This window comes from Fibrobacter sp. UWB4 (genome assembly GCF_002210345.1).
GTDB lineage: Bacteria > Fibrobacterota > Fibrobacteria > Fibrobacterales > Fibrobacteraceae > Fibrobacter.
This window is the reverse complement of sequence record NZ_MWQI01000001.1, coordinates 812759-836159: the sequence shown is the minus strand read 5'-3', so window position 1 is coordinate 836159 and position 23401 is coordinate 812759. Positions and strand designations below refer to the sequence as shown.

At 47.9% G+C, this 23401-nt stretch carries 18 protein-coding genes and 4 tRNA genes; 7 read left to right on the top strand and 15 right to left on the bottom strand.

Translation table 11 applies throughout. The features are described 5' to 3' along the window. Positions 1-133 precede the first annotated feature (133 nt). Positions 134-209: transfer RNA gene (locus B7990_RS03560), tRNA-Asp, on the top strand. A 121-nt stretch (positions 210-330) separates the two neighbouring features. Here the strand turns inward: B7990_RS03560 and B7990_RS03555 are convergent. The 4 genes from B7990_RS03555 to B7990_RS03540 form a co-directional block, all read right to left on the bottom strand. Then, a complete protein-coding gene (locus B7990_RS03555) occupies positions 331-1098 on the bottom strand; it encodes a thioredoxin-like domain-containing protein (protein ID WP_088639642.1) in 768 nt (255 codons plus the stop codon). A gap of 23 nt (positions 1099-1121) precedes the next feature. After that, the gene (locus B7990_RS03550; RefSeq protein WP_254917301.1) at positions 1122-1634 is read right to left on the bottom strand and encodes a hypothetical protein; all 513 of its coding nucleotides are present in this window, start codon (positions 1632-1634) and stop codon (positions 1122-1124) included. A gap of 50 nt (positions 1635-1684) precedes the next feature. Further along, the gene (locus B7990_RS03545; protein WP_088639640.1) at positions 1685-2860 is read right to left on the bottom strand and encodes a dihydroorotate oxidase; all 1176 of its coding nucleotides are present in this window, start codon (positions 2858-2860) and stop codon (positions 1685-1687) included. Positions 2861-2939: 79 nt separating this feature from the next. Next, positions 2940-3911 carry an Rpn family recombination-promoting nuclease/putative transposase gene (locus B7990_RS03540; RefSeq protein ID WP_088639639.1) on the bottom strand — a complete coding sequence of 324 codons (972 nt, stop codon included), beginning with the start codon at positions 3909-3911 and terminating at the stop codon, positions 2940-2942. Positions 3912-4114: 203 nt separating this feature from the next. Here B7990_RS03540 and B7990_RS03535 point away from each other — a divergent pair, with 203 nt between their 5' ends. Both B7990_RS03535 and B7990_RS03530 read left to right on the top strand, forming a co-directional pair. After that, complete coding sequence (locus B7990_RS03535; protein WP_088639638.1) at positions 4115-5488, top strand: M20/M25/M40 family metallo-hydrolase; 1374 nt, start codon at positions 4115-4117, stop codon at positions 5486-5488. Positions 5489-5497: 9 nt separating this feature from the next. Beyond that, positions 5498-6187 carry an NAD-dependent deacylase gene (locus B7990_RS03530; RefSeq protein WP_088639637.1) on the top strand — a complete coding sequence of 230 codons (690 nt, stop codon included), beginning with the start codon at positions 5498-5500 and terminating at the stop codon, positions 6185-6187. Positions 6188-6281: 94 nt separating this feature from the next. Here the strand turns inward: B7990_RS03530 and B7990_RS03525 are convergent, their stop codons facing one another. Together B7990_RS03525 and B7990_RS03520 are read right to left on the bottom strand one after the other, a co-directional pair. After that, on the bottom strand, positions 6282-6626 hold the full coding sequence (locus B7990_RS03525) for an Hpt domain-containing protein (RefSeq protein WP_088639636.1): 345 nt from the start codon (positions 6624-6626) through the stop codon (positions 6282-6284). Between the two features lie 3 nt (positions 6627-6629). Then, positions 6630-8342, bottom strand: a complete 1713-nt coding sequence (locus B7990_RS03520) for an EAL domain-containing protein (RefSeq protein ID WP_088639635.1) — start codon at positions 8340-8342, stop codon at positions 6630-6632. A gap of 464 nt (positions 8343-8806) precedes the next feature. On the opposite strand from B7990_RS03520, the gene B7990_RS03515 reads away from it, so the two are divergent. After that, the gene (locus B7990_RS03515) at positions 8807-11812 is read left to right on the top strand and encodes a hybrid sensor histidine kinase/response regulator (protein ID WP_176407181.1); all 3006 of its coding nucleotides are present in this window, start codon (positions 8807-8809) and stop codon (positions 11810-11812) included. A 126-nt stretch (positions 11813-11938) separates the two neighbouring features. Here the strand turns inward: B7990_RS03515 and B7990_RS03510 are convergent, their stop codons facing one another. The 7 genes from B7990_RS03510 to B7990_RS03480 form a co-directional block, all read right to left on the bottom strand. Beyond that, entirely contained in the window at positions 11939-13021 is a 1083-nt protein-coding gene (locus B7990_RS03510) for an ABC transporter ATP-binding protein (RefSeq protein ID WP_254917300.1), read from the bottom strand. 281 nt (positions 13022-13302) lie between these two features. Further along, on the bottom strand, positions 13303-14382 hold the full coding sequence (locus tag B7990_RS03505) for an ABC transporter permease (RefSeq protein ID WP_074208624.1): 1080 nt from the start codon (positions 14380-14382) through the stop codon (positions 13303-13305). Positions 14383-14439: 57 nt separating this feature from the next. Beyond that, positions 14440-15537, bottom strand: a complete 1098-nt coding sequence (locus tag B7990_RS03500) for an exo-beta-N-acetylmuramidase NamZ domain-containing protein (protein WP_088639633.1) — start codon at positions 15535-15537, stop codon at positions 14440-14442. Positions 15538-15606: 69 nt separating this feature from the next. Beyond that, entirely contained in the window at positions 15607-16527 is a 921-nt protein-coding gene (locus tag B7990_RS03495; RefSeq protein ID WP_088639632.1) for a sugar phosphate nucleotidyltransferase, read from the bottom strand. A gap of 184 nt (positions 16528-16711) precedes the next feature. Further along, positions 16712-16784, bottom strand: a tRNA-Lys gene (locus tag B7990_RS03490). 146 nt (positions 16785-16930) lie between these two features. Then, positions 16931-17003, bottom strand: a tRNA-Lys gene (locus tag B7990_RS03485). Between the two features lie 146 nt (positions 17004-17149). Next, a tRNA-Lys gene (locus B7990_RS03480) sits at positions 17150-17222 on the bottom strand. 149 nt (positions 17223-17371) lie between these two features. Between B7990_RS03480 and B7990_RS03475 the strand changes: the two genes are divergently transcribed. Both B7990_RS03475 and B7990_RS03470 read left to right on the top strand, forming a co-directional pair. Next, the gene (locus tag B7990_RS03475; RefSeq protein WP_088639631.1) at positions 17372-19369 is read left to right on the top strand and encodes a hypothetical protein; all 1998 of its coding nucleotides are present in this window, start codon (positions 17372-17374) and stop codon (positions 19367-19369) included. Positions 19370-19388: 19 nt separating this feature from the next. Next, complete coding sequence (locus B7990_RS03470; RefSeq protein ID WP_088639630.1) at positions 19389-20300, top strand: tyrosine recombinase; 912 nt, start codon at positions 19389-19391, stop codon at positions 20298-20300. 33 nt (positions 20301-20333) lie between these two features. Here B7990_RS03470 and B7990_RS03465 read toward each other — a convergent pair whose 3' ends face one another. Both B7990_RS03465 and B7990_RS03460 read right to left on the bottom strand, forming a co-directional pair. After that, positions 20334-21410, bottom strand: a complete 1077-nt coding sequence (locus B7990_RS03465; protein WP_088639629.1) for a TIGR04133 family radical SAM/SPASM protein — start codon at positions 21408-21410, stop codon at positions 20334-20336. Between the two features lie 5 nt (positions 21411-21415). Beyond that, on the bottom strand, positions 21416-21874 hold the full coding sequence (locus B7990_RS03460; protein ID WP_088639628.1) for a hypothetical protein: 459 nt from the start codon (positions 21872-21874) through the stop codon (positions 21416-21418). A gap of 264 nt (positions 21875-22138) precedes the next feature. On the opposite strand from B7990_RS03460, the gene leuB reads away from it, so the two are divergent. Further along, on the top strand, positions 22139-23230 hold the full coding sequence (leuB, locus tag B7990_RS03455; RefSeq protein WP_088639627.1) for a 3-isopropylmalate dehydrogenase: 1092 nt from the start codon (positions 22139-22141) through the stop codon (positions 23228-23230). Positions 23231-23401: the final 171 nt, after the last annotated feature.

The window sequence follows — 23401 nt, the reverse complement described above, 5'->3', positions numbered from 1 at the left end:
TCATGCCCTGCTCCGACAGGGCATCTCCTTTTTTAAAGAAAAAAATTAAAGAAAAGCATCCTTATCCCTTGACACATGAATTAATTCTTTTTATATTTGGTTCGTTCGGTTGAAAGACCAGAACAAGACCACTGGGGTGGTAGCTCAATTTTGGTTAGAGCACCGGCCTGTCACGCCGGAGGTTGCGAGTTCAAGCCTCGTCTATCCCGCGAAGAAAGCTTCTCGATGAGAAGCTTTCTTTTTTATTTCCAGAATACATTAGCACGATTCAATCAAGATTACTACAAAAAAAGGCGGACACGTCCGCCCCAATTACTAATCTGAAACCAACTACTTTTCCAGAACTTCAAGAACAAGCTTTTCAAGCATTTCGAAACTCGGCGCACCGCTCCATACGCGCTTGATATAACCATTAGAATCAAGAAGCATAAGCGTCGGAACAGCATGGATCCCGTAACGGCGCCAGAGTCCCTGGTCCGCATCGCGATAAAGCGGATACGGTGAAGCATGCTGCTTCTTGTAGAATGCAAGGAGCGGCTTTGTCTGCTCGGACGAGATTCCAATGACTTCGAGTCCCTGGCTAGAATACTTGTTGTACATCTGTGCGAGCACAGGAAGCGTCTTGCGGCAAGGCCCACACCAGGTCGCCCAGAAATCCAGAAGCGTTGCCTTCGGGGCCTCAAGCCTCTTTTCGCCGTTCTTGTAGAAGTTCTTGCCGAATTCAGCCATCTTGCTTCCGATCGCAGAACCCGTGAGACTCGAGATATCATCCGGGCGTTCCGTAAGCGTTACCGTGAGCGGGATGCGCTTGCCATCGCGTAAAATCTCGATAGCCACATGCGAACCTACGGACGCGCTTTTCAGGACATTCTGCATCTGAGCCACATTGACCAGATCCTTGCCGTCAAAGCCAATGACCAAGTCACCCGCAACAACGCCAGCCGAGAGGCAGCCCGATTCAGGATGCACCCCCGAAACAAGAAGCGCCAAATGATTTTCGTAAAGAGACTTTTTATAAATCAGCCCAAGCCAAGGCCCAGCAAACGCAGAAACAGACAAGAAAGAAATTGCAAGAATTGCACGAACGACTTTAGACATAAAACATCCTCTATAGAGCTTTATCAGAACAGGTAAAAACCAATATTGAGGCCGGCTGTAAAATGGGCTTCACGATTGACAAATTCACCACCCTTTTCAACAAGCGGCTTGCCGATAATGTAACTTGCAGAGATCTCTATTCGGCTTAAGAAACTCGCATTTTTGAAAAACAGAATATCGCGGCCATATCCAAGCGTCACACGCGGCGGAAAATAGCTTTGGTCATCACGTTCAAACGAGATAAAAGAAACGCCCAAGCGCAAAAAATCATCTTCGCGAGTGCCACGGAAAAAAAATCTCCAATCCGCACCAATTTCAAGATAATCACCCGAGAACATCGCCACGCCAAACAGATCCACCGAATGGCGCTTATGAAAGCGATACTCTCCGCTCAGCAAAATGCCAGGATGCACGGAACCTAGGTAGTAAACGAGTTCCAGCTCACCGCCAAACGAGAACGACGAGAGCGAATCTGACGCCGAAGCATCTTCGTAGGGCTGCTCAATAAAGTATCCAGCAAAAGACTGGACACACATAAGCAAGAGTGCTACGAGGAATATTTTAACGCTCCGGAACATCAACGTGATTAACCCTTCGGATTCTTGGCGTCGTAATCGGCGAGAGTCCTGTAACCGTCTTTCGAGAGAGCTTCTTCAAGTTCCTTGCGCATCGCATGGGCCGCCATCCAGCGGAATGCCACCACAGAGTAGCACTGCACAGCATCGACACCGAGCTTGATGAGGTCGTAAATTTTGTAGCCGTGATCAATGCCACCGCAAGCAATAACGCTCATCTGCGGGTAATGTTCACGAATAAACTTGACGTTACGCACCGTATTTTCGTAAAGCGGACGGCCAGACATGCCACCGCGATCGTTATCGGCACGGAGTGGCGTCAAATCGTCGTACTTCACGTGGACCGGGAGATCCGTGACCTTCTTTGTCGGGTACGTATTGCCCATGACGACGCCGTTCACGCCCACCTTCACCAGCATGTCCATGATCGTCGCCGTGTGATTTTCGGGCATATCTGGGCTGAGTTTAGCATAAATGGCCTTGCGGACCGGCTGCTTGTTGCGGTAATCCGTGATGGCCGTAAAAATCTTATTGACAAGTGTCATGTCGAGATCGAGGCGGTTTTCCCCCGTATTCGGGCAGCTCAAGTTGATTTCAACGTAATCTGCCACGCGGTAAGCGATAGAGAAACTTTCGACGATGTCCTGAAGCTTTTCGTTTTCGTCCGTAATGCCCGGCGTTTCAGCAACAGAGATGCCCACGCACATGCCAGCCCTGTGAGCTGCAGTAATCTGGGTATTCACGCGACGAGTCACCGCATCAACGCCATCGTTGTTGAGGCCCATACTGTTATGAATTGCACGGTCATTCTCGATAAAACCGATACGCGGTCTGTACGTGTTTCCCACGCGGACGTGGCGTGTTGCCGTTCCGACGGAGATGCCGCCAAAGCCCATGTTGGCAAAATCGCAAATGCGTTTCGCCGTCTTGTTTGCACCAGCCGCAAGCATAATCGGGCAACCGAAATGGAGCGGATTCGAACCGTCCGCAAATGTCACCACGCGATTCAGAGTCTTGCTCAAGTCCGGGCGACCACCCATGAACGGAATAATCGGGGCAAAGCGAGCCACATGCTTCAAAGAATCATGGCGAAATTCGGGATTGTTGTGAAAAATGCGGCGAATAAGCGCAAGAACACGGTCACTAGGACGCATGTAATATTCGTGGTTGATGCAATTATTACTCATGTGTAGTAAAATAGAAAAAAAAGACTCCCCTGACGAGGAGCCTTTAAGCTATAGACTTAATAAGGCTATCTAAACATCGCTACTTGAGAGCAAGCATCGTAGCAATGTTTTCTTCAGAAACACCAATTGAACGAAGATAATCCGCCCTCTTGGCATCTAGAGCCTCAATCCTTTCACGTTCCTTTTTGACACCCTCATTAAAAAAGTGTTCACCAAAGGATTCGTAGCCCTTATTTTTCAAAGCCTCTGGACTATCCATCTTGATTACCTCGCTTTTGTAAGGCCACTTCCAGAAAAAGTACGAAAGCGACTGTTTAATAAAATCCCTACCTTCATCGGTATTCTGCAGCCTAAGCAAGTGCGCAGCCGCCTCACGAAAAGATATGGAAAACTTCTCTACATCAAAAATATACTTCATCGCAGTCAGAGCGACAAGTGTGAACGGTGAAAATTCCTTCAGTTCAGCATCATCAATGGCATGTCCAACATCTAAAAATACAGCCTTAAAAGGATAGCCGATATCATGATAGAACTTGGGATATTCAGCATAATGAGTTTTCGCCAACGGATTCCATTCATCTTCACCATTATAGACAATGAAGGCAACCACAGGAACATCCTTCTTGCGTTCCAAGAACAAATGATGATAATATTCAGAAATTTGAAGAAGCACCTTATCCTTACTTGTAGACTTATGCTCTGCAATAATCCCTACATAGAGTCCCGTAACACCGCCATCCTTAAGATTGACCTCAAAAACTAGGTCTGCAGAGCCCGTATGCTTGTCGCTTGAAAAGTTTTCAGGAGTTCCACGAAGGGTTTTGAGATCTATGGTGTCCAAGAACTCTCTAAGCGAAGCGTTTCGCCGCGAAAAAAGCTTCAGCAGTTCAGCCATTCGCTCAGGATCCGCAAAAGCAAATCTAAAGTACCTATCATGAATAAAGTCGCTCTGTTCATCAACAGAATCCACGATCGCATTGAATTCGTGGGCAATGTCACGTGTCACAGAATCTGGAATTTCATTTTTAACCTGTTCATTCTCCAATGTCATAGCATGTCCTTTTTTACGGTCGAGAACATCTCAAACCGCTTTATTAACACGCTTTTTTCGCAATTTTATTCCAGGTTTATTTCGTAAAATCTTTTAAACAATACAAGAAATTATTTAAAGGCAGTATCTGTAGAAAGCCAACAAACCACCTATTGCCATGCCACGAAAAATTTTATAATTCTTACTAGACAAGAGAGTAAATTATGCAAAATCAAATCAAGAAAGATATTCACGAAAACATGCCTCGCTATATCGACATGCTTTCGAGCCTGGTAGCCATTCCGTCCATCAGTTTCGACAATTTTGACCAGAAATTTGTTTTGGACTCCGCGAACGCCGTCAAGGAAATGTTTGCGAAGGCAGGACTCACCAACATCCAGTTTTTGATGCCACCAAGCGGACGTCCGAGCGTTTACGCCGAAAGCCTCACCAGCCCGGACAAGCCGACCATTCTTTTGTACGCCCATCACGACGTGCAACCGCCAATGCGTGAAGCTTTGTGGGACACGCCTCCGTTTACAGCCACGCAGAAAGGCGACCGCCTCTTTGGACGCGGCACAGCTGACGACAAGGCAGGCATCATCGTGCACCTCGCCGCACTTGAACAGGTCCGCCGCGAACTCAAGGGCAATGGTCCAAACCTCAAGTTCATCATCGAAGGCGAAGAAGAATCAGGAAGTGCAGGCTTCGAAAAGATTCTCACGGAACATGCAGAACTTTTGAAGAGCGACGCCGTCATTATCGCAGACCTCGGAAACTTCGCGAAGGGAACGCCCTCCATCACGACGACACTCCGAGGCATGAGCGCCATCAACGTGACGCTCCGCGCGACAAAGGCACCGCTCCATTCCGGTTCCTGGTCCGGCCCGATCCCCGACCCAGCCCAGGCGCTATGCCGCATGATTGCAAGCCTCACCGACAAGGACGGCAAGATCCTCATCCCGCATTACGAAGATGACATTATCCCGCCGACAAAGGAAGAACTCGAATCTTACAAGTCGCTCGGCATGACCGAAGAAATTTTCCGCAACGACGGCGGCGTTCTTGAACAAGTGAAATTGAACGTTCCCGAAGACGAAATTCTGCTTTCGCTGTGGCGCCGCCCAAGCATCATCGTGAGCACGATTGAATCAGGCTCCCGCGTAAATGCCGGCAACGTGCTGCAAGACAGCGCCTATGCCCGAATCGGCATCCGCCTTGCTCCCGGCATGGACGCCGTGAAATGCACCGACATGCTCGCCGACTTCCTCAAGGCCCAAGTTCCGAACAACATGGAAATCACCATCGACAAGGAAGACGGCGCGAACCCGTTTGTCACCGACACGAATCACCCGTTCTTCAAGATGATGAGCGACGCCATGGCGGACGCTTACGCCTCCCCCACCAAGTTCATCGGCTGCGGCGCAAGCATCCCGGGCGCAGAACTTTTCCGCAACACGCTCGGCAACGTTCCGATTTTACTCACGGGCCTCGAAGACCCGGAATGCAACGCCCACGGCGAAAATGAAAGCCTTTACCTGCCCGATTTCGAAAGCGGAATCGTTGCAGAAGCGCTTTTCTTTGTTTCCATTTCGTAAGGAGGATCTATGAAACGTAAAAGACTCGTCGTACTGACAGGCGCTGGAATCAGCGCGGAATCTGGCCTCCGCACATTCCGCGGAAACGACGGCATGTGGGAACACGAAAACATCGAAGACGTCTGCACACCGGAAGCTTTAAAGCGCGACCCGAAGCGCGTCAAGGACTTTTACAACTTCTTGCGAAAGGGACTCCCCGAACACCAGCCGAATGCGGCGCACATCGCGCTTGCCAAGCTCGAAGAGCGCCTCGGCGACGAATTCTTGCTCGTAACGCAGAACGTCGACGACCTCCACGAACGTGGAGGAAGCAAGCGAGTCTTGCACATGCACGGAGACTTGATGAAACTCCGTTGCACAAAGAACGAGCATGAATTTGAATTCACAGGTGAAGAAACGTTGGACACCAAATGCCCGATTTGCGGAAGCCCCGTGCGCCCGGACATCGTGTTCTTCGGCGAAACGCCTTTGTACATGGACGAAATTCAGGAAGCGCTCATGAACTGCGACGAGTTCGCCTACATCGGCACAAGCAGCGTTGTGTATCCAGCGGCAGGATTCAAGAGCTTTGCGCACTCGTACGGCGCAAAAGTCACTTGCTTAAATCTAGAAGCGCCCTATGGCGACCCGTACACGGACGTCGTCATTCAAGGGAAAGCGACCGAAGTCGTTCCCAAGTGGTGCGAAGAATTTAAGTAGTTATTAGCTATTAGTCATTAGTTATTAGTTAATAGTTTGACGAATTTCATGATTATAATTCTAACGACTATTGACCAATGACCATTGACTATTTTTATTCAGCACAGAGCTTGCCAAGTTCGTCTTTCTTGGCAAAAAACTTGGCCAAAAGCTCGCTATAGTCCATTTGCGTACGATTACGCAAAAGTTCCGTAATCTCTACCGCAATCTCATAAAGCGGAGTTAGCGAAAGATTTCCGAGCACACCTTTTAGCGCATGTGCCGCTTCGAACGCACCATCAAGATTTTTTTCAGCAATTTTCTGGTTCAACCTTTCAAAAGTAGAATCTTCAGGAATTGTAGTCACCAATTTCAAATACAGAGATTCATTTCCAAAACAACGTTCAAGGCCATCTGTAGTATCAGCACCAAAAGAATTCAATTTTTCAATAGTAATCACAGGTTAATCCCCCTTTTTCGTATTTTTGACTTTTATTTCATGTTCAATAAACGATGCAAAATCCATTGCGGGAACTGGTTTAGAAAAGTAATACCCTTGGATAATGTCACAGCCCATACTTTTCAACATATTCAGCTGAGATTCTGTTTCAACGCCCTCGGCAACAGATGGAATCTTGAGGAACTTCGCTATTTCGATAATGATTTTAACGAGTTTCAAGTTGCATTCGTCCTTTTCCATGTTACGAACAAAAGACATGTCTATTTTCAAAACATCAACCGGCACTGTGGTAATCATATTCAACGATGAATATCCGGCACCAAAGTCATCCATTTCAATGCGGAATCCATTTTTACGCAACTTGTCCACAACTTCGACGAGTCTACTCGTATTTTCGGAATAAGCACTTTCAGTGACTTCCAGCATGATTTCGTTCGTAGAGATTTCATACCTTGAACAAATTTCTTCCAGTTTTGATTCAAGGTCAGGATCCAAAATATTGATACGAGAAACATTTACTGACACAGGGATAGATTCACCATACAAATCCTTCCAGCGGCGAATTTGCGCAGCAGTCTCTTTCCATACATAATTATCCACTTTACGGATAAGCCCATTTGACTCAAACAAAGGAATAAATTCGCCAGGGTTAATAAAACCAAGTTTCGGATGTATCCAACGCACCAACGCCTCAGCACTCGTTAAACGTGGTTCATCACCCACAACGCTATACTTGGGCTGATAGTAAACCTTCAAATCCCTATTGGCAATGGCTTCATCTAAATCGTGAATAAGCGTTTCTTCGAAAATATACTTTGCATGTAGCTCATTATTGTAACGAGCAATACATTTCGATGAATTGCCTCGATTGGAATCACAGGCTATCTTTGCGCGGTCAAACCAGACCTCAATTTCAAATTCGCGGCTGACATTTTCCCAAATTCCGTAACGAATTCGAATATTGCTAATATGGAAGAAGCTTGTAATCACAGAATCCAAAGCTTTACGCAATTCCGAATAATCTTCTTGATGTTCGGCGAAAATGTAGAACGTATCCGCATGGGCGCGGCATGCAAATGCATTCATCTTCGAAAGAATCGAAATCAAGGCTTCTCCGATTTTGGAAAGAAGCATATTGCCAAAAACGCGACCACAAAATTCATTCACCAAATGGAAACGCTCAATATCGAAGACCAAGGCATCACGGGGAATCTGTTTACCCAATAGTTCTGAACGGCGTACATACTCAAAGAAGTAGTCTTTTGCCAAAAGTCCTGTAAGTACATCTTTTTCGGTATTGCGGATGATACTTTTCTTTTCAAAAAGCTCAATAATGCGTTCACAACGCGCCAATACAACTTCGGGCAAATTGAATGGCTTTGTGATAAAATCCGCAGCGCCAAGCTTTAGGCACTTGATTTCAAAAGCCTTTTCTGACGTCATTACGACAACAGGAACCGACTTGAGACGATCGCTTTCAATGCGATGTTCCAGGAACTCGATGCCACTCATAACTGGCATAATCAAGTCCAGCAACACAAGTGAATACTCGACATCGGGATTCATCAACATCCCAAGCGCGATTTTCGCATTGCTCGCATAATCGACTGTGTAAACCGTTGAAAGGAAATTCCCTAAAATTTCACGGTTTACCATTTCATCGTCCACTACAAGTACACGACGTTTTAAAACACCCTGTTGTCCAACAAAATCCATGTGGGCAATCTCCAATCCAATTTATATGTCTAAATGTAAAAACTAGACAAAAAACCAGATTATGTTTTTTTAGTTACATTTTATTCACTATAAAGATTCATTTATAGGACGTTGGTAGTATCACATAAATTTCGACATCGGAAAGCACAATTCATTTCAATTTTTTCATCCACAATGGCCATTTTTTTAAAAGGCATGACAAATTTAAACATTAAAATCCCGTATGAGTATTTCTTTTTTATTATTTTTTCAAAAAAATTACGTGACAAATTATGTCATTGCATTAAAATTTCTTACATTTATGTAATATTGCTGTTTATTTTATTACAATGACAACTTTTAGCACAACGTTACTTATATTTGCGCATACTTAATACAAAAACAATCTAACTTTTAAAGGGACTGTTTATATGGTGTGGAAAAAAGGCAACGGAGTAAAAGAAACAGCCATTGGAAATATCATTATGGCTATAGCCCTAATCGTCGGTGTTATATTCCTAGGCTATAGCGCTGTACAAAATATAAGCTCTATGTTCATGGAAGAACTAGCCGGACGTAGAGAACAGTTTGTCGAGTCAAAACTTGAAGACTATATCAACAGCCTTGAATTCGCCGTTGAACTTTTGACAACAGAAAATTTATCAAGCGAAAAAAACTTTCAATCATACCAGTATCGTTTAAAGCACGTCTATGGTTTGGAAAGATTTGCCTTCGTCGACTCAAACGGTCTCATTTACACATCCAACGGAATACGTAACGACATTGATCTTTACGATTTCGATTACAAAAATCTTTCCAAACCAGAAATCTCACTAAAAAAAGCCGAAGACGAAAACAAGACACTTATCGTTGCGATCCCTATTAATAACAAGTATTACAACAAGAAAAAGCTTGTTGTATCCTTTATGGAAATTACCATCGCACGTCTACTTGAAGGAGTATCCCTACAGCTAGACACAAACAGCGCAGCCTCCTGCAACATTTATACAAAAGACGGCAAATCGCTTAAGAGCATGGTTCTCGGCGGACTCACCAACGATGAAAACTTGTTCACAGCCATGGAACACGCCACATTTGAAGACGGTTATACCATTGACAAGATTCGCGCAGATTTCGCTGCCCACAAGCAAGGTTCTACATCATTTACATACAACGGCATGCAAGAAACCGTTTACTACATGCCTGTCAAATCTACAGACTGGATGCTTACATACCTTGTCCGTAACAACGTATCCACAGAACAGATGAGTTCCATTTCAGAAGGTATTCTCGAAAGAAACCTCATCATCGCTGTTATAGTTTTGCTCGCTATAATTATTTTATTCGTATTCTTCCTTATACAGACGCAACGCACGGCAAAGCTCAAGATGGAACGCGAAGTCGCCGATGCCGAAAACAGAATCAAACAAAAGAAACTCGAAGACGAACTGGAACTCCAGCAAAAACTCATCGACCAGGAGCGCAAGCGTAACGAACAAAGTTACATGATTACTGCAATGGCATCAGATTACCAAAGCGTTTTTTATGTAGACCTGGAAGAGGACATCTCTATTTGCTATCGCAAAAACGATTCCGTTCCAACACCATTCAAGAAGGGTGACAAGTTTAAATTCAGCGAATCGTTTACTCAATACGCCCATAAATACGTCGCTCCGGAATACCAAAAGAAATTTCTTGAATTTATCGACCCGGCAAACATTGTCAGGAGATTGCAGAAAAACGCACTCATTGCGTTACGCTACATGGTCATCCGCGACGGCAAGGAAAGCTACGAAATGCTTCGCATGGCAGGCGTACGAGATGACGAGAACAGCGAAACGCTCCGCATTATCGGCGTCGGATTCTCAGACATAGACGAAGAAATGCACGAATCCCTCGCCAGAAACCAGACGCTCATTGACGCGCTCAAAGTCGCCGAAGAAGCAAACAAGGCAAAGACCGTATTCCTCTCGAACATGAGCCACGAAATCCGCACCCCGATGAACGCCATCATCGGCCTTGACAGTCTCGCACTCCACGAAGAAAACATCAGCCCTAAAATGCGCGACTATCTCGAAAAGATAGGTTCTTCTGCAGAACACCTTCTGAGCCTCATCAATGAAATTTTAGACATGAGCAGAATCGAAAGCGGACGCATGACCATCAGAAACGAAGAATTCTCCTTCTCCAAGCTTCTTGAACAAGTAAACACCATTTTCAACGGCCAATGCGAAGAAAAAGGACTCAAGTACAGTTGCAATGTCGGAAGACAACTCGATAGCTATTACATTGGCGACGGCATAAAGATCAGACAAGTTCTCATCAATATCCTCGGAAATGCCGTCAAATTTACACCCAAGGGCGGTAGCATCAACTTCAGTATTGAAAAGACCGCTAAATTCGATAAGAATTCAACGCTCACCTTCAAGATTAGCGACACCGGCATCGGCATGAGCAAGGAATACTTACCCAAGCTCTTTGAACCGTTCAGCCAGGAAAACTCGGGAACGACAAACAAGTACGGCAGTAGTGGACTTGGGCTTGCCATTACCAAGGGCATTGTCGACATGATGAACGGCAAGATCGAAGTCGATAGTGAAAAAGGCAAGGGCACGACATTTACGATTACGCTCACGCTTTTGAATTCTGGCCATTCCGATGTTGTCGAAAGCAATGATGTGGAAATCCGTCCGAGCGAAATGAGCGTCCTCGTCGTCGATGATGACGACGTCGCTTTGCAGCACGCCAAGGTTGTTCTTGAAAAGTCGGGAATTGCTGTCGAAACAGCCCCATCAGGACGAGAAGCCGTCGAGATGGTTAAACTCCGCCACGCAAGATGCAACCCATACAGCCTTGTCGTTTTGGACTGGAAGATGAACGAAATGGACGGTGTGGAAACGGCTCGACAAATTCGTGCAGTTACAAGCGACGATACAGCAATCATCGTGCTCACAGCATACAACTGGGACGATGTCTTGGATGAAGCGCATGCCGCAGGCGTCGATAGCTTTATCGCAAAGCCTATATTGACCGACAATCTCTTGGACGAACTCAAGGACATCCTCAAAAAGAAACGCCAGCACACCGCACCGCAAAAAACGAAGGCTGAACTTTCTGGAAGATGCATCCTCCTTGCCGAAGACATGGAAGTGAACGCCCAGATTATGATCGAGATCCTCAAAATGCGTCAAGTGACTACTGAACATGCAGAAAATGGAAGAATAGCCGTCGAGATGTTCCAAAAATCACCAATCGGCTATTACGACGCCATTCTCATGGACATGCGAATGCCCGAAATGGATGGTCTCGAAGCGACAGCGGCAATCCGCAAACTGGATCGTCCCGACGCCAAAAAAATTCCGATTATCGCTCTCACGGCAAACGCATTCGATGAAGACGTGCAGCGCAGCTTGCAAGCAGGCCTGAACGCACACTTGAGCAAGCCCGTGAAACCGGAAATCTTGTTCGAAACGCTAGAGGGAATGCTGTAATCAAGAATTACAGGAATCGCAAGCGCCACGAGAGTCGAGCGCAACCCAACATGCGCCGACTCACGAACACTCCAAGACGCGCCGATTCTCCGTCACCTTGAAACCCGCTAGGGTTGAAAGGTCCAGTTATTTCTCATAATTAAAGCAATAAGCAAAGTGATTCGCTTCTGCCACTTTCGGCGGGAGCGTTTCTGTTTTACATTCATCAGCACAATGCGAGCAGCGGTCGGCAAAGCGACAACCTTTGGCAAAGTCTTTCGGGTGCGGCACGGAACCAGGAATAGACGCTAGTGTGCGCAAGTCGCTATGGCTTTCGGGAATCGCCGCCAAAAGTCCTTGCGTGTACGGATGCATCGGATGATTGATGACTTCACGGACAAGACCTTCTTCGACAATGCGTCCCGCGTACATCACGGCAACGCGATGGGCATACTGCGAAACGATACCCATGTTGTGCGTAATCAGCAAAACGGCAGTTCCCGTTTTTTCCGCCATTTCCTTGAGCACGGCAAGAACTTGAGCCTGCACGGTCACATCCAAAGCTGTTGTCGGTTCATCAGCAATAATCAATTTTGGCTTTGGCAAAAGAGCCATCACAATGCAAACGCGCTGCAACATACCACCCGAAAGTTCGTGCGGGTAAGAATTTAAGACGCGGTCGGGATCGGTGAAACCGGCCAAGCGAAGCTGCTCGCGGATAAGGTCGAGGAGATCGTTTTGCGCACCCCGAGATGGCGCGGAATCCTGTTTAGACGGCGCATTCTGGGACTGCGCACTTTTCGAGACTGCGCCGAACTTGAAAACTTCGAGGAGTTGCTTTTTGATAGTGACGACAGGGTTCAACGCTTGCATCGGTTCCTGGAAAATGCAGGCAATTTCGGAACCGCGGACGGATTGCAAGTCCTTGAGCGGGAGCTTCACGAGGTCGCGCGCATCTTGAGTCTGCGCATCATTCGCCCCCACATCGAACAAAATCTCGCCGTTCACAATTTTTGCGCTCGGCCACGGCAACAGGCGCAAAATACTCATCGCGGTCACACTCTTTCCGCAGCCGGACTCGCCCACCAACGCAAAAAATTCACCCGGGAAAATATCGAACGAGACGCGATCCGTCACTTGCAACGGCTGCTTGCCGTCACGAGAATTGCCGTTTTTGTCAAACCCGAACGCCACCGAAACATCATGTAATCTCAAAACTGCATTGCTCATATGCTAAACTCTCATTACATTATCCATCACATCCTAACCACTAATCACTAACCACTTCCCTGGATCCTTCGACTTCGGGCTTCGCCCTTCGCTCAGGATGACACTTCCTACTGCCTACTTGTACTCTCGCTTCGCTCAAGTACCAAATGCTGGCCTCGGTCATGTCCAAGCAAGCTTGGCCGCGACACTCGACCTACGCATTTGTCCTACGACACTCATACCTCAAAGCGGCAACGCCGCGACCTCATACCTCAAAGGCACACCGTGCCGACCTCAAACCTCTATACATACCTATCCCCCGACTTCGGATCCATTGCATCTCGCACCCCCTCGCCGACGAAAGTCGTAAGGAGGAGGGTCACAAAGAGCGCCGCGACAGTGCTCACGGAAATCCACGGAGCGTAAAGATTGTTAAGGCCCTGACTCATGAGTTCACCCCAACTCGGCGTCGGCGGCTGGAGCCCAAAGCCCAAAAAGTCGAGCGACGTGAGGCTTCCGATTCCACCGATAAGCGTGAACGGGAAAAGCGTCACCACGGGAGTCATTGCATTCGGCAAGATTTCCTTGAAAAAGATATGGCGATGTCCAAGCCCAAGCACCTTCGCCGACATCACGTAAGTCATGCTGCGGAGCTTCAGGAATTCCGCACGCATGTAATAGCTGAGCGAAAGCCAGTTGAACGCCGCCATAATCAAAATCAAAAGCCAGAAACTGCGGCCGTAAATACTGCCAATGAGAATCACAACGTAAAGCATCGGGAGCGAAGACCAGATTTCAATCATACGCTGCATGCCCGTATCCCAGAACTTCCCGAGATAGCCCTGGATACCGCCAATCACAATGCCAAGGAACGTTCCAAGCACGGTCAAGAGCAAGCTAAAGCTGATGCAAATGCGGAACCCGTGAATCAAGCGCGAGAGGACATCTCGCCCATTGCTATCCGTTCCGAGCCAGTGCTTTGCGCTCGGCGCAAATGGAGGGGTTCCCTCCTCGCTCAGATCCGCCTTCAGCGGATCGTGCGGCACAGGCGGCATGAGAGTCCACATCTCGGGGCAGCCACCAGCTCGCGGGAATCCGTCTTCTTCGTCCTGCTTGCATTCAGCGACATCAGCGAAGAGCTTTGCGTAATCCTGTTCCGTCTTGTATTCGCCGCCAAAGTCCGCTTCGCTGTAACGCGCAAACGCCGGGAAATAGCTCTTGCCGTTGTAACGCAAATAGAACGGCTCGTCATTTACCGTCCACGGGCTGGTGAGCGAAAGCAGGTAAGCCACCACCAGAATTACAAGCGACCAAAAGGCGCGCTTGTTCTTGCGGAAGCGCTTTAGGCGATTCAAAGTTTCTGTCGAAAGTCTAAGTTTCATAGATTAAACAAGGTTCGGCACATTTTCGCATTGTTTTTGTGGCAGTACCAACAAGCATTAAATACTCGACTCGATAAATTCCTTGCGGAACGTCCCGTTGCCAAGCAAAATATCAATCGGCAGCTTGTGGAACTCGTACTCGTACGGAGGCTGCTTCCACGCAAAGTCCTTCGGGTATTCGTTGAAAATGTACTGCAACAGCTTCACCGCCATTTCAAAACTGCGGAACGAATTGCGGTCGGTCACATGGATCTGCGCACCGCCACAAATCTGCCCCGCCCCCTTGTGGAACGTCGGCTGGAAGTAGTTTTCGCGGAAATACACGCCCGGGAGTTTGAGCCCGTTCATGTACTTGCAAAGCTTAACCGCATCGATAAACGGCGCTCCGAAAATTTCGAACGGGCGCGTCGTGCCACGACCTTCGCTCACGTTGGTCGCCTCAAACAAACACATGCCCGGATACACAATTGCGGTATCGAGCGTCGGCATGTTCGGGCTCGGCAAAATCCACGGGAGTCCCGTTTCATCAAACCACATGCGCTTATCGTATCCATCCATGTGCATCACGTAAAGTTCGCACTTCGGGAATCGTTCGGCCTTGAACTGTTCGGCAAGTTCGCCAATCGTCTTTGCATGGCGCGTACGGATGCTATGCAAACCCACAAAACTCGTGTAATTGAGGTCAAGTACCGGACCTTCTTCATCGACACAGTTGATCGGGTTCGGGCGATCCACAACAACAACCGGAATCCCCGCCTTTTCGCAAGCCTTCATGCAGAGGAAAAGCGTCCAAATGAACGTGTAGTAACGCGCGCCCACATCCTGCAAATCCACAAGCATCACATCCACATGCGAAAGCATTTCTGCGGTCGGTTCACGATGTTCACCGTAAAGGCTGTAAACCGGAATATGCAATTCCGGATCTTCGTAGCCTTCCCATTCAATCATGTTGTCTTGCGTGTGTCCCTTGATGCCGTGCTGCGGGCCAAACAAAGCCGAAAGCTTAAAGAGCTTGCCGTCCAAATCCTTGAGCAAGTCAAGCGTATAACTCAAATCGGCACAGACCGAAGCCGGATGGAGAACCGCACCCAGGCGCTTGCCACGAAGAGCCGCCGGGAAACTTTTTTCAAAATGAGAAAGAGCTAACGTAACCATATTTTAAAAGTAGAAAAAGCCCCCAAAAGGGGCTTATAAACAAAGACTTATATTGCGTCTATTTTGATTTTATTCGTGGACCACAACTTTTTCAAGTTTCTTGTCCAGAACCTTCACGCTGTCCCAGAGAATCGCATTGCAGACTTCAGAATTCTCAATCACGCAGCCATCCCCAACCGACACGTTAGGACCGACCTTGGAATTCTTGACGACCACGTTCTTGCCAAAGTGGCAGGGCATGATAATTTCAGACCCTTCAAACTTCGGAGCCACCTTTTCATTGCGTTCAAGAACATGCGCATTCGTTTCAAGCAAAGTCTCGACAAGGCCGCAATCCAGCCACTTTTCGACCGGAGCCGTACGGAACTTGCAGCCGCCCTGGATCATACGCTCAAGCGCATCCGTCAACTGGAATTCGCCCTTCGTACGGATGTCGTTCTGCATGAGGTAGTTCAAGGCATCCTTAAGAGCCTTGACATCCTTGATATAATAAATACCAACAATAGCTTCGTCCGAAACGAATTCCTGCGGTTTTTCTACAAGACGTTCAATATGGCCATTCTTATCCGTCACAGCCACGCCAAAACGCTTCGGGTCTGCAACCTTGAACGTGTAGAGAATATTTTCCGTAGCCTTGTCCAGAATAGACAAGTCTGCCTCAAACAGCGTATCCCCTAGAATAATCAAGAGCGGTTCATCATCATTCACATACGGAAGAGCAAGGCTAATCGCTTCGCCTAACCCCTGCGGATTCGACTGGAGCACTGTACGCACAGCGCCCCATTCCGGTTTCCGTTTCAAAAAGTCATCAACAACGGATGCCTTATACCCCGTTATGAAAATCGTCTCGGAAGGCTTCAAAAAAAGAGCACCTTCAACAATCCAATCTATGATTGTCTTACCAGCAACAGGAAGTAAGCATTTCGGCATATTTTCCGTATACGGACGCAGGCGGATGCCATTGCCAGCAACGGGAAGAACAATTTTCATTCAAAAACCCTTTTTATATAGTGTATTCAAACACCCTTACTTGAGGTTAAATATAAAAAAAATATATTAAAATAATCCAGTTTCTAATATAAAAACAACCCCTAAGTCTTTTTCCATACACATCATGTGAAAAAAAATTACAACAACATATAAAAAAGACTCCACCTTTTTAGATGGAGTCTAGTGGATGATGCAGGGGTCGAACCTGCGACCCGCTGATTAAGAGTCAGCTGCTCTACCAACTGAGCTAATCATCCATAGTCGCCTTTCAGCAATGTCTTTTTGCAAAAATCAAAAGCCGCAGTTTCAAAGTTCGTTAGATTCCGCTTTCGCTTTCAAAAACGCTTAGCTTTGTCTGACGCTTTTGTATTTGCAGCACCTAGCCTTGCGGTTTAGTGCTTAGTGGATGATGCAGGGGTCGAACCTGCGACCCGCTGATTAAGAGTCAGCTGCTCTACCAACTGAGCTAATCATCCATAGTCGCCTTTCAGCAATGTCTTTTTGCAAAAATCAAAAGCCGCAGTTTCAAAGTTCGTTAGATTCCGCTTTCGCTTTCAAAAACGCTTAGCTTTGTCTGACGCTTTTGTATTTGCAGCACCTAGCCTTGCGGTTTAGTGCTTAGTGGATGATGCAGGGGTCGAACCTGCGACCCGCTGATTAAGAGTCAGCTGCTCTACCAACTGAGCTAATCATCCATAGTCGCTTAGGACGCGCTCAATGTTAGAAATATTAAAAGCGATTGGCAAGGGGATAGGGCGATTTTTTTTCAAAAAAATTGACATGCATGGCTTTTCTATCTAAATTTTTGTCAATAATTTCTTTATCCTGATCATTGGGGAGAATCATGAAGAAAGTTCTTTCAAACATTTTGTTCGTTGCCACAGCAGTTGCGACGGTTCTAGTCGCCTGCAGCGATGAATCCAGCGACGAGACACTTCCAAGGGAAATCATTACGGAGGTCAACTCGATCTATGAACTTGGGAAATGCGGCGATGAAAACGAAGGCGATACCGTCTACGCCCAAAAAGAAGACGCCGATTACTACTGCCACAACGAAAACTGGATTCCTGTTTCCAAGAAAGATTCTTTAAGTTCTGCAAAATCATCTAGTAGCAGGGCCAGTTCCTCGTCCAAGGGTAAGGACGAACTCTCGAATTTTACGGAACTCTGTAAGGCTTCTGGTGGTACCGCAAAAGACGGAGCTTGCGTCTGTAAAAAAGAACTCTGCGACGTTGGTGCCGTCTGTAACACAATCACGGGTGTCTGCGGAAACCGTAGCAAGCCCTCCGATATATCTTCGGCATCCAAAAAAAGTTCTTCCTCTGTAGCTTCTTCAAACTCTAAATCAAGTTCCTCCTCTGCAACACCGACTTTCGCCGATTTGTGCAAGGCTTCTGGCGGTACCGCGAAAGACGGAGCCTGCGTTTGCAAGGAAGATGTCTGTGATGAAGGAGCCGTCTGCAACACGGTCACGGGCGCTTGCGGAAACCAGCCCAAGCTCAGCTCATCTTCTGCGGCATCCGCCCCGACATTCGCCGACTTGTGCAAGGCTTCTGGCGGTACCGCGAAAGACGGAGCCTGCGTTTGCAAGGGAACTACTTGTGACGAGGGCGTTCTTTGCAATATTAAAAGCAAGGAATGTGCAAATAAGGATGTCTTTGAAAAGGAGTGCAGCGACAGTTTCACAAACTCCTGCTCCGACAGCCCCACGGGAATCGGTATTGTCAAGGAATGCGTGAAGGGGGTACTTGTGAACCGCTCGTGTGGCTTGGTCTCCTGTAACGAAAAGGGCACGGATTGCGGCGAATGCCTCAACGACGTGCAGACCTGTACCGAGGACAAAAACTTTAAGGCGACAGTCACCCGCTGCGAAAAGGGCAAGAAGGTGACCGAGAGCTGTAACGGAAAATCCTGCGACCCGCGCGACAACGGTTGCGGCGAGTGCACGAACTACGAACACACATGCACCAACGATGAAGCCGGAAAGGGAACCGTCTACGAGTGCGTCGCCGGCGAAGCCAAGAAGGCCGTTTCCATATGCGGCAACAAGTCGTGCCGTACCGACAAGGCTATCTGCGGCGAATGTCTTAACGGCGAACTGAGATGCGACAATGACATCAACAACAACGCTGTCATGTACAGGTGCGTCGACGGGCAATGGGAAAGGCTCCATAACAAGTTCGACCCGCTCGACAAGGAGTATTACAAATGTCCCGTCGCTTGTAGAGAAGGCACCGATCCACAGAAGATGGAGAACGAATGCGACACGGATCAATGTTCTGATTGTGATCCCTGCTGGGGTGAGCCAATGGGCATAGCGCCTTCCAATCCAAACCCCTGCTACGACGAGGAACGTTGCAAGAAAATCCTTGCCGAAGAAGACCCCGACTATCCGCCGTTCAGAAGTTTCGAGACGAAACAGAAATGGAAGGAACTGATTCCTAGTAAAAAGATGGCCGCCAAAACCGTTCACGGGTACAACTGGAATAATCACAAACCAGTCTCCTCTCCTGATGAACGCGTGGAAGATTTCGAATTCGACCTTACAAACGAGACGAGACACGTAACATGCAATATCCAGGGTACCTACTTCGGAGTTTGCCACAATACCCTCCAAACCTGCATCAACACAAGTTATCACACTGGCGGATACATGGTGGTCTGCGCTAACGGTGAACTTGTTGACGAAGAGAAGGAAGGTGACGGAATTGCTTGCCATTGCGAAGATCTTGGCAATAAAAATGCATACGGATGTTGCTACACCAGAAGTGCCTGCTTCAAGTCGACCAACTGGGCTACAGACCGCTGCGCTAAGCCCTCAAAAAAAGACGAAGAAGATTAAATTTACATAGCGTGCTAAAATGAGCCTCAATTCCAACCGTCTGGACGCTTTTCTTTCGCACTTGGGAGTCGAGCGGAATCTTTCCCCGGTGACGATACAGAGCTACCAAGAAGACTTGCGTCATTTTGTCGCATGGCTGGACGAGAACGGAATTGACCTCAAGGACTTAAAGCCCGAAAAACTCGATGAGTTTCTGACGCTTACTGCGGGGCAGGAAGAATATTCCCCAACATCGGTGGCGAGGCATTTTTCAAGCTTGCGCGGGTTCCTCAAGTACATGCAGAGGGAGGGCGAGTACGACTACAGCACAGAATCCATGCTTTCGACGCCAAAGCTTGGGCATTACCTGCCGCAGTACCTGACCCGTGAAGAAATCGATAGTGTGTTCGAAAGTGCCGCGAACGGCAAGAACCCGCTCCGCGATACCGCTTTGTTCGAGCTGATGTACAGCGGCGGATTGCGCATTTCTGAAGCGCTTGGCATCAAGCTTTCGCAGATTGACCTTGAAAACGATTGGCTCATGCCCATTGGCAAGGGCAACAAGCAACGCCTAGTGCCGCTCGGCAGCAAGGCGAAAGAAAATCTCCGCGCATGGATCGAAGAGGGCCGCCCCCTCACCCACCCTTCTACAGACAACATCATCCTCAACGCGCACGGAAAACCGATGACCCGCATGGGGGCCTGGAAAATCGTACAACAACATACGATGCACTTGAACAAGCAAGTGTCCCCTCACACGTTCCGCCACAGCTTTGCCACGCACTGCCTGGAAGCGGGAATGGACTTGCGCGTTTTGCAGGAACTGCTCGGACACGCCGACATAGGCACCACGCAAATTTACACGCACATCGACAAAGAATTCATCAAGGTCGAACACCGCAGTTTCCACCCGCGAGAACTAGCGCAGCACACCAACAACAATCATAGCTAACAAATAAGCTTTAAAGCCATCCAAGACAGAAGATCAAACACCCGTGGCTTCAAGCCGTTTCACATGGCAATAAGCTAATTCTTTGGTTTTCTCGTCGCGGAGATGCAGGCTGGAGCCTTCGCAATAGCGCCAATACTTGCAATCGCCGCATTCGCCAGTTTTAGCCCAGCTGCGGTCCCGCATGACATGATAGCGATTCTGCCATACATCCCAAAAATCATCCGTATAGATATTCCCCTGGATGTAATCGCCCCGCAAGCTCGGGCATGCCGAAATGCTCCCATCACATAGTACAGAAGCTATATTCACGCCAGCCCAGCAAAAGAACGGATAATCGCGAACAACATGCTCGTAACTTCCGAGAAATCCTTCGCAATCGTAATTCACATTCATGAGCTTTTTCGATTTCGCTTCACGGATAAATTCAAACACCTGCCTAAACTCATCATTCGAGAGCATGAACAGCGGATTATCCTTGGCACGGCCTTTGGGAAACACGTTTGAAACACGCCAACGCTTGACGCCCAGATTCAATAACAAATTAAAAATACTAGGCAGTTCTTTTAAATTTTTACGATTCACGCAAGTCATGACATCGAACGTAATGCCGTCGGTATGCGCAGCCATGTTTATCGCCCGTACAGCGCGTTCAAAGCTATGCGGATTCCCTCGAAACAGATTATGATTATCTTCGAGACCGTCAAGACTGATCGTAAGCGATTTCAGCCCAGCATTTAAGAGCCTTGTATAGCGCTCGGGAGTTAGCCCAAGTCCATTTGTTACCATCCCCCACGGGTAACCACGCTTCTTGATTTCTCGGCCGCATTCTTCAAGATCTGCGCGCATCAAAGGCTCGCCGCCCGTAATCACAACAGCAAAATCAGCCGGATCAATATGCGGAGCTAGGCTATCCAGGACCCGGAAAAAATCTTCACGGGGCATATCAGGGATTGCCTCAGAAACGCAATCGCTACCGCAGTGCAGACAATGTAAATTGCACCGCAGTGTACATTCCCAGAAAAAATACGAGAGCTTATGCGCCTTGATTTCGCTATGACGATAAAGGCGGTGCGCCTCAAGCGCAAGTTTCTTTTTTAGGCCAAGATGCACAATTTTTATTCACGATCCAAATTTGGTGCAACCGTCATCGTTTCGTAAAGGGCCCTAAATTCCGATTCATTATAGACCATGCCGTCATCGCAATTGTAGGTTTTATTCTTGATGATAACAACACCGTATTTGGCGCACAACCCAGTTTCAGAACATGAACTATTCTTTTCCGTTTCACTAACAGACTCAACACAGGTTACACCGTCAGAACACTTTAAGACAGAATCACCTTCTGTCCTTGTGCAGATAGCTTGCATCAATATTCCATATAGAGGAGCGGCCTCGGAAAGCCCATCACTACTCGAACTTTCAGAGACAGAAGAACTAGAAACAGGCACATCGGTCAATGAACTCGAACTGGAATCAGGGGCATCATTGGATTTCGTCGGAGAAGAATTATTATCACAGGCATTCCAGAAGAACGCCGTCAGAGCAAGCAAAAGCTTTTTCCAGTGATTATACATTATAAGCCCTCCAAAAGTTACTGACCATACCCTCTTAATATATGTAATTCAACAAGATTCTACAATCCCTCAACAAATCCAATCAACGCGTTTTTTCGATTTTAGAGCCAGAAAAAAGGCAATTTTTTTATTTGGTGTATAATATAGCCAACGAATTATCATAAAGCCAGAATCAAATAAAACAACTTTTCTAAGCACAAGGCTCTAAGTTCTACGCTCTAAATTGCTATCTTTACCTCGTTCAAATTTAAACAAGGATTAACAATGAGCAAGAATTACAAGATTGCAGTGCTCCCGGGCGACGGTATCGGTCCGGAAGTGATGAAAGAAGCTGTCCGCGTGTTGGACGTCGTTTCCAAGAAGTTCGGTTTCGACGTGAACGCCGAATGGGCAAATGTCGGTGGTGCCGCCTATGACGAAAGCGGTTCTCCGCTGCCGGAAAGCACCCTCAAGCTCGGTGAAGCTTCTGACTGTATTCTTTTCGGTTCTGTCGGTGGCCCGAAGTGGGAACACCTTCCGCCGAACCTCCAGCCGGAACGCGGCGCTCTCCTCCCGCTCCGCAAGCACTTCAAGCTTTTCTGCAACCTCCGCCCGGCCCGCGTTTACAAGGAACTCGCAGGCGCATGCCCGCTCCGCGCTGACATCGTTGGCGACGGTTTCAACATCCTCACCGTCCGCGAACTGACGGGTGACGTTTACTTTGGCCAGCCGAAGGGCCGCGAAGGCGTTCCGGGTTCCAAGGAAGAAATCGGTTTCGACACCATGAAGTACAGCCGCTACGAAGTCGAACGCATCGCTCGCTTCGCTTTCGACGCCGCTATGCTCCGCAACAAGAAGGTCGCTTCTATCGATAAGGCCAACGTGCTCACCACGAGCGTGCTCTGGCGCGAAGTCGTGAACGAAGTCATCAAGGACTACCCGGAACTGACTCTCGAACACCTCTACGTGGACAACGCTGCCATGCAGCTCCTCAAGCGCCCGCGTGAATTTGACGTGCTCCTCTGCCCGAACCTCTTCGGCGACATCCTCACCGACGAATGCGCCATGCTCACCGGTTCCATGGGTCTCCTCCCGTCCGCTTCTATCGCCGAAGGAAGCTTCGGTCTCTATGAACCGGCAGGAGGCTCCGCTCCGGATATCGCTGGCAAGGGTATTGCTAACCCGCTCGCACAGATCCTCTCCGTGGCCCTCATGCTCCGCTACACCTTCAAGGAAGAAGAAGCTGCAAAGGCTATCGAAGCTGCTTGCGAAAAGGTGATTGCCCAGGGCTACCGCACTGGCGACATCTACCAGGAAGGCTGCACCAAGGTCGGCACAGTTGGAATGGGTGACGCTATCATAGCCGCACTTGCCTAAGTGTAACTAAGAACCTACGACAGGCAAGTGCTTTCGCCTCCACGACTCGTTAAATAAACCCAAGCCGAGTACAGCAGAAACAAGCTTGCTTGTTTCTATTGTTGAGGCGCCGATTTATGCGATGAAATCGCAATACGAGTCGCTTGAGGCTCACAGATCAAAGCACTCGCT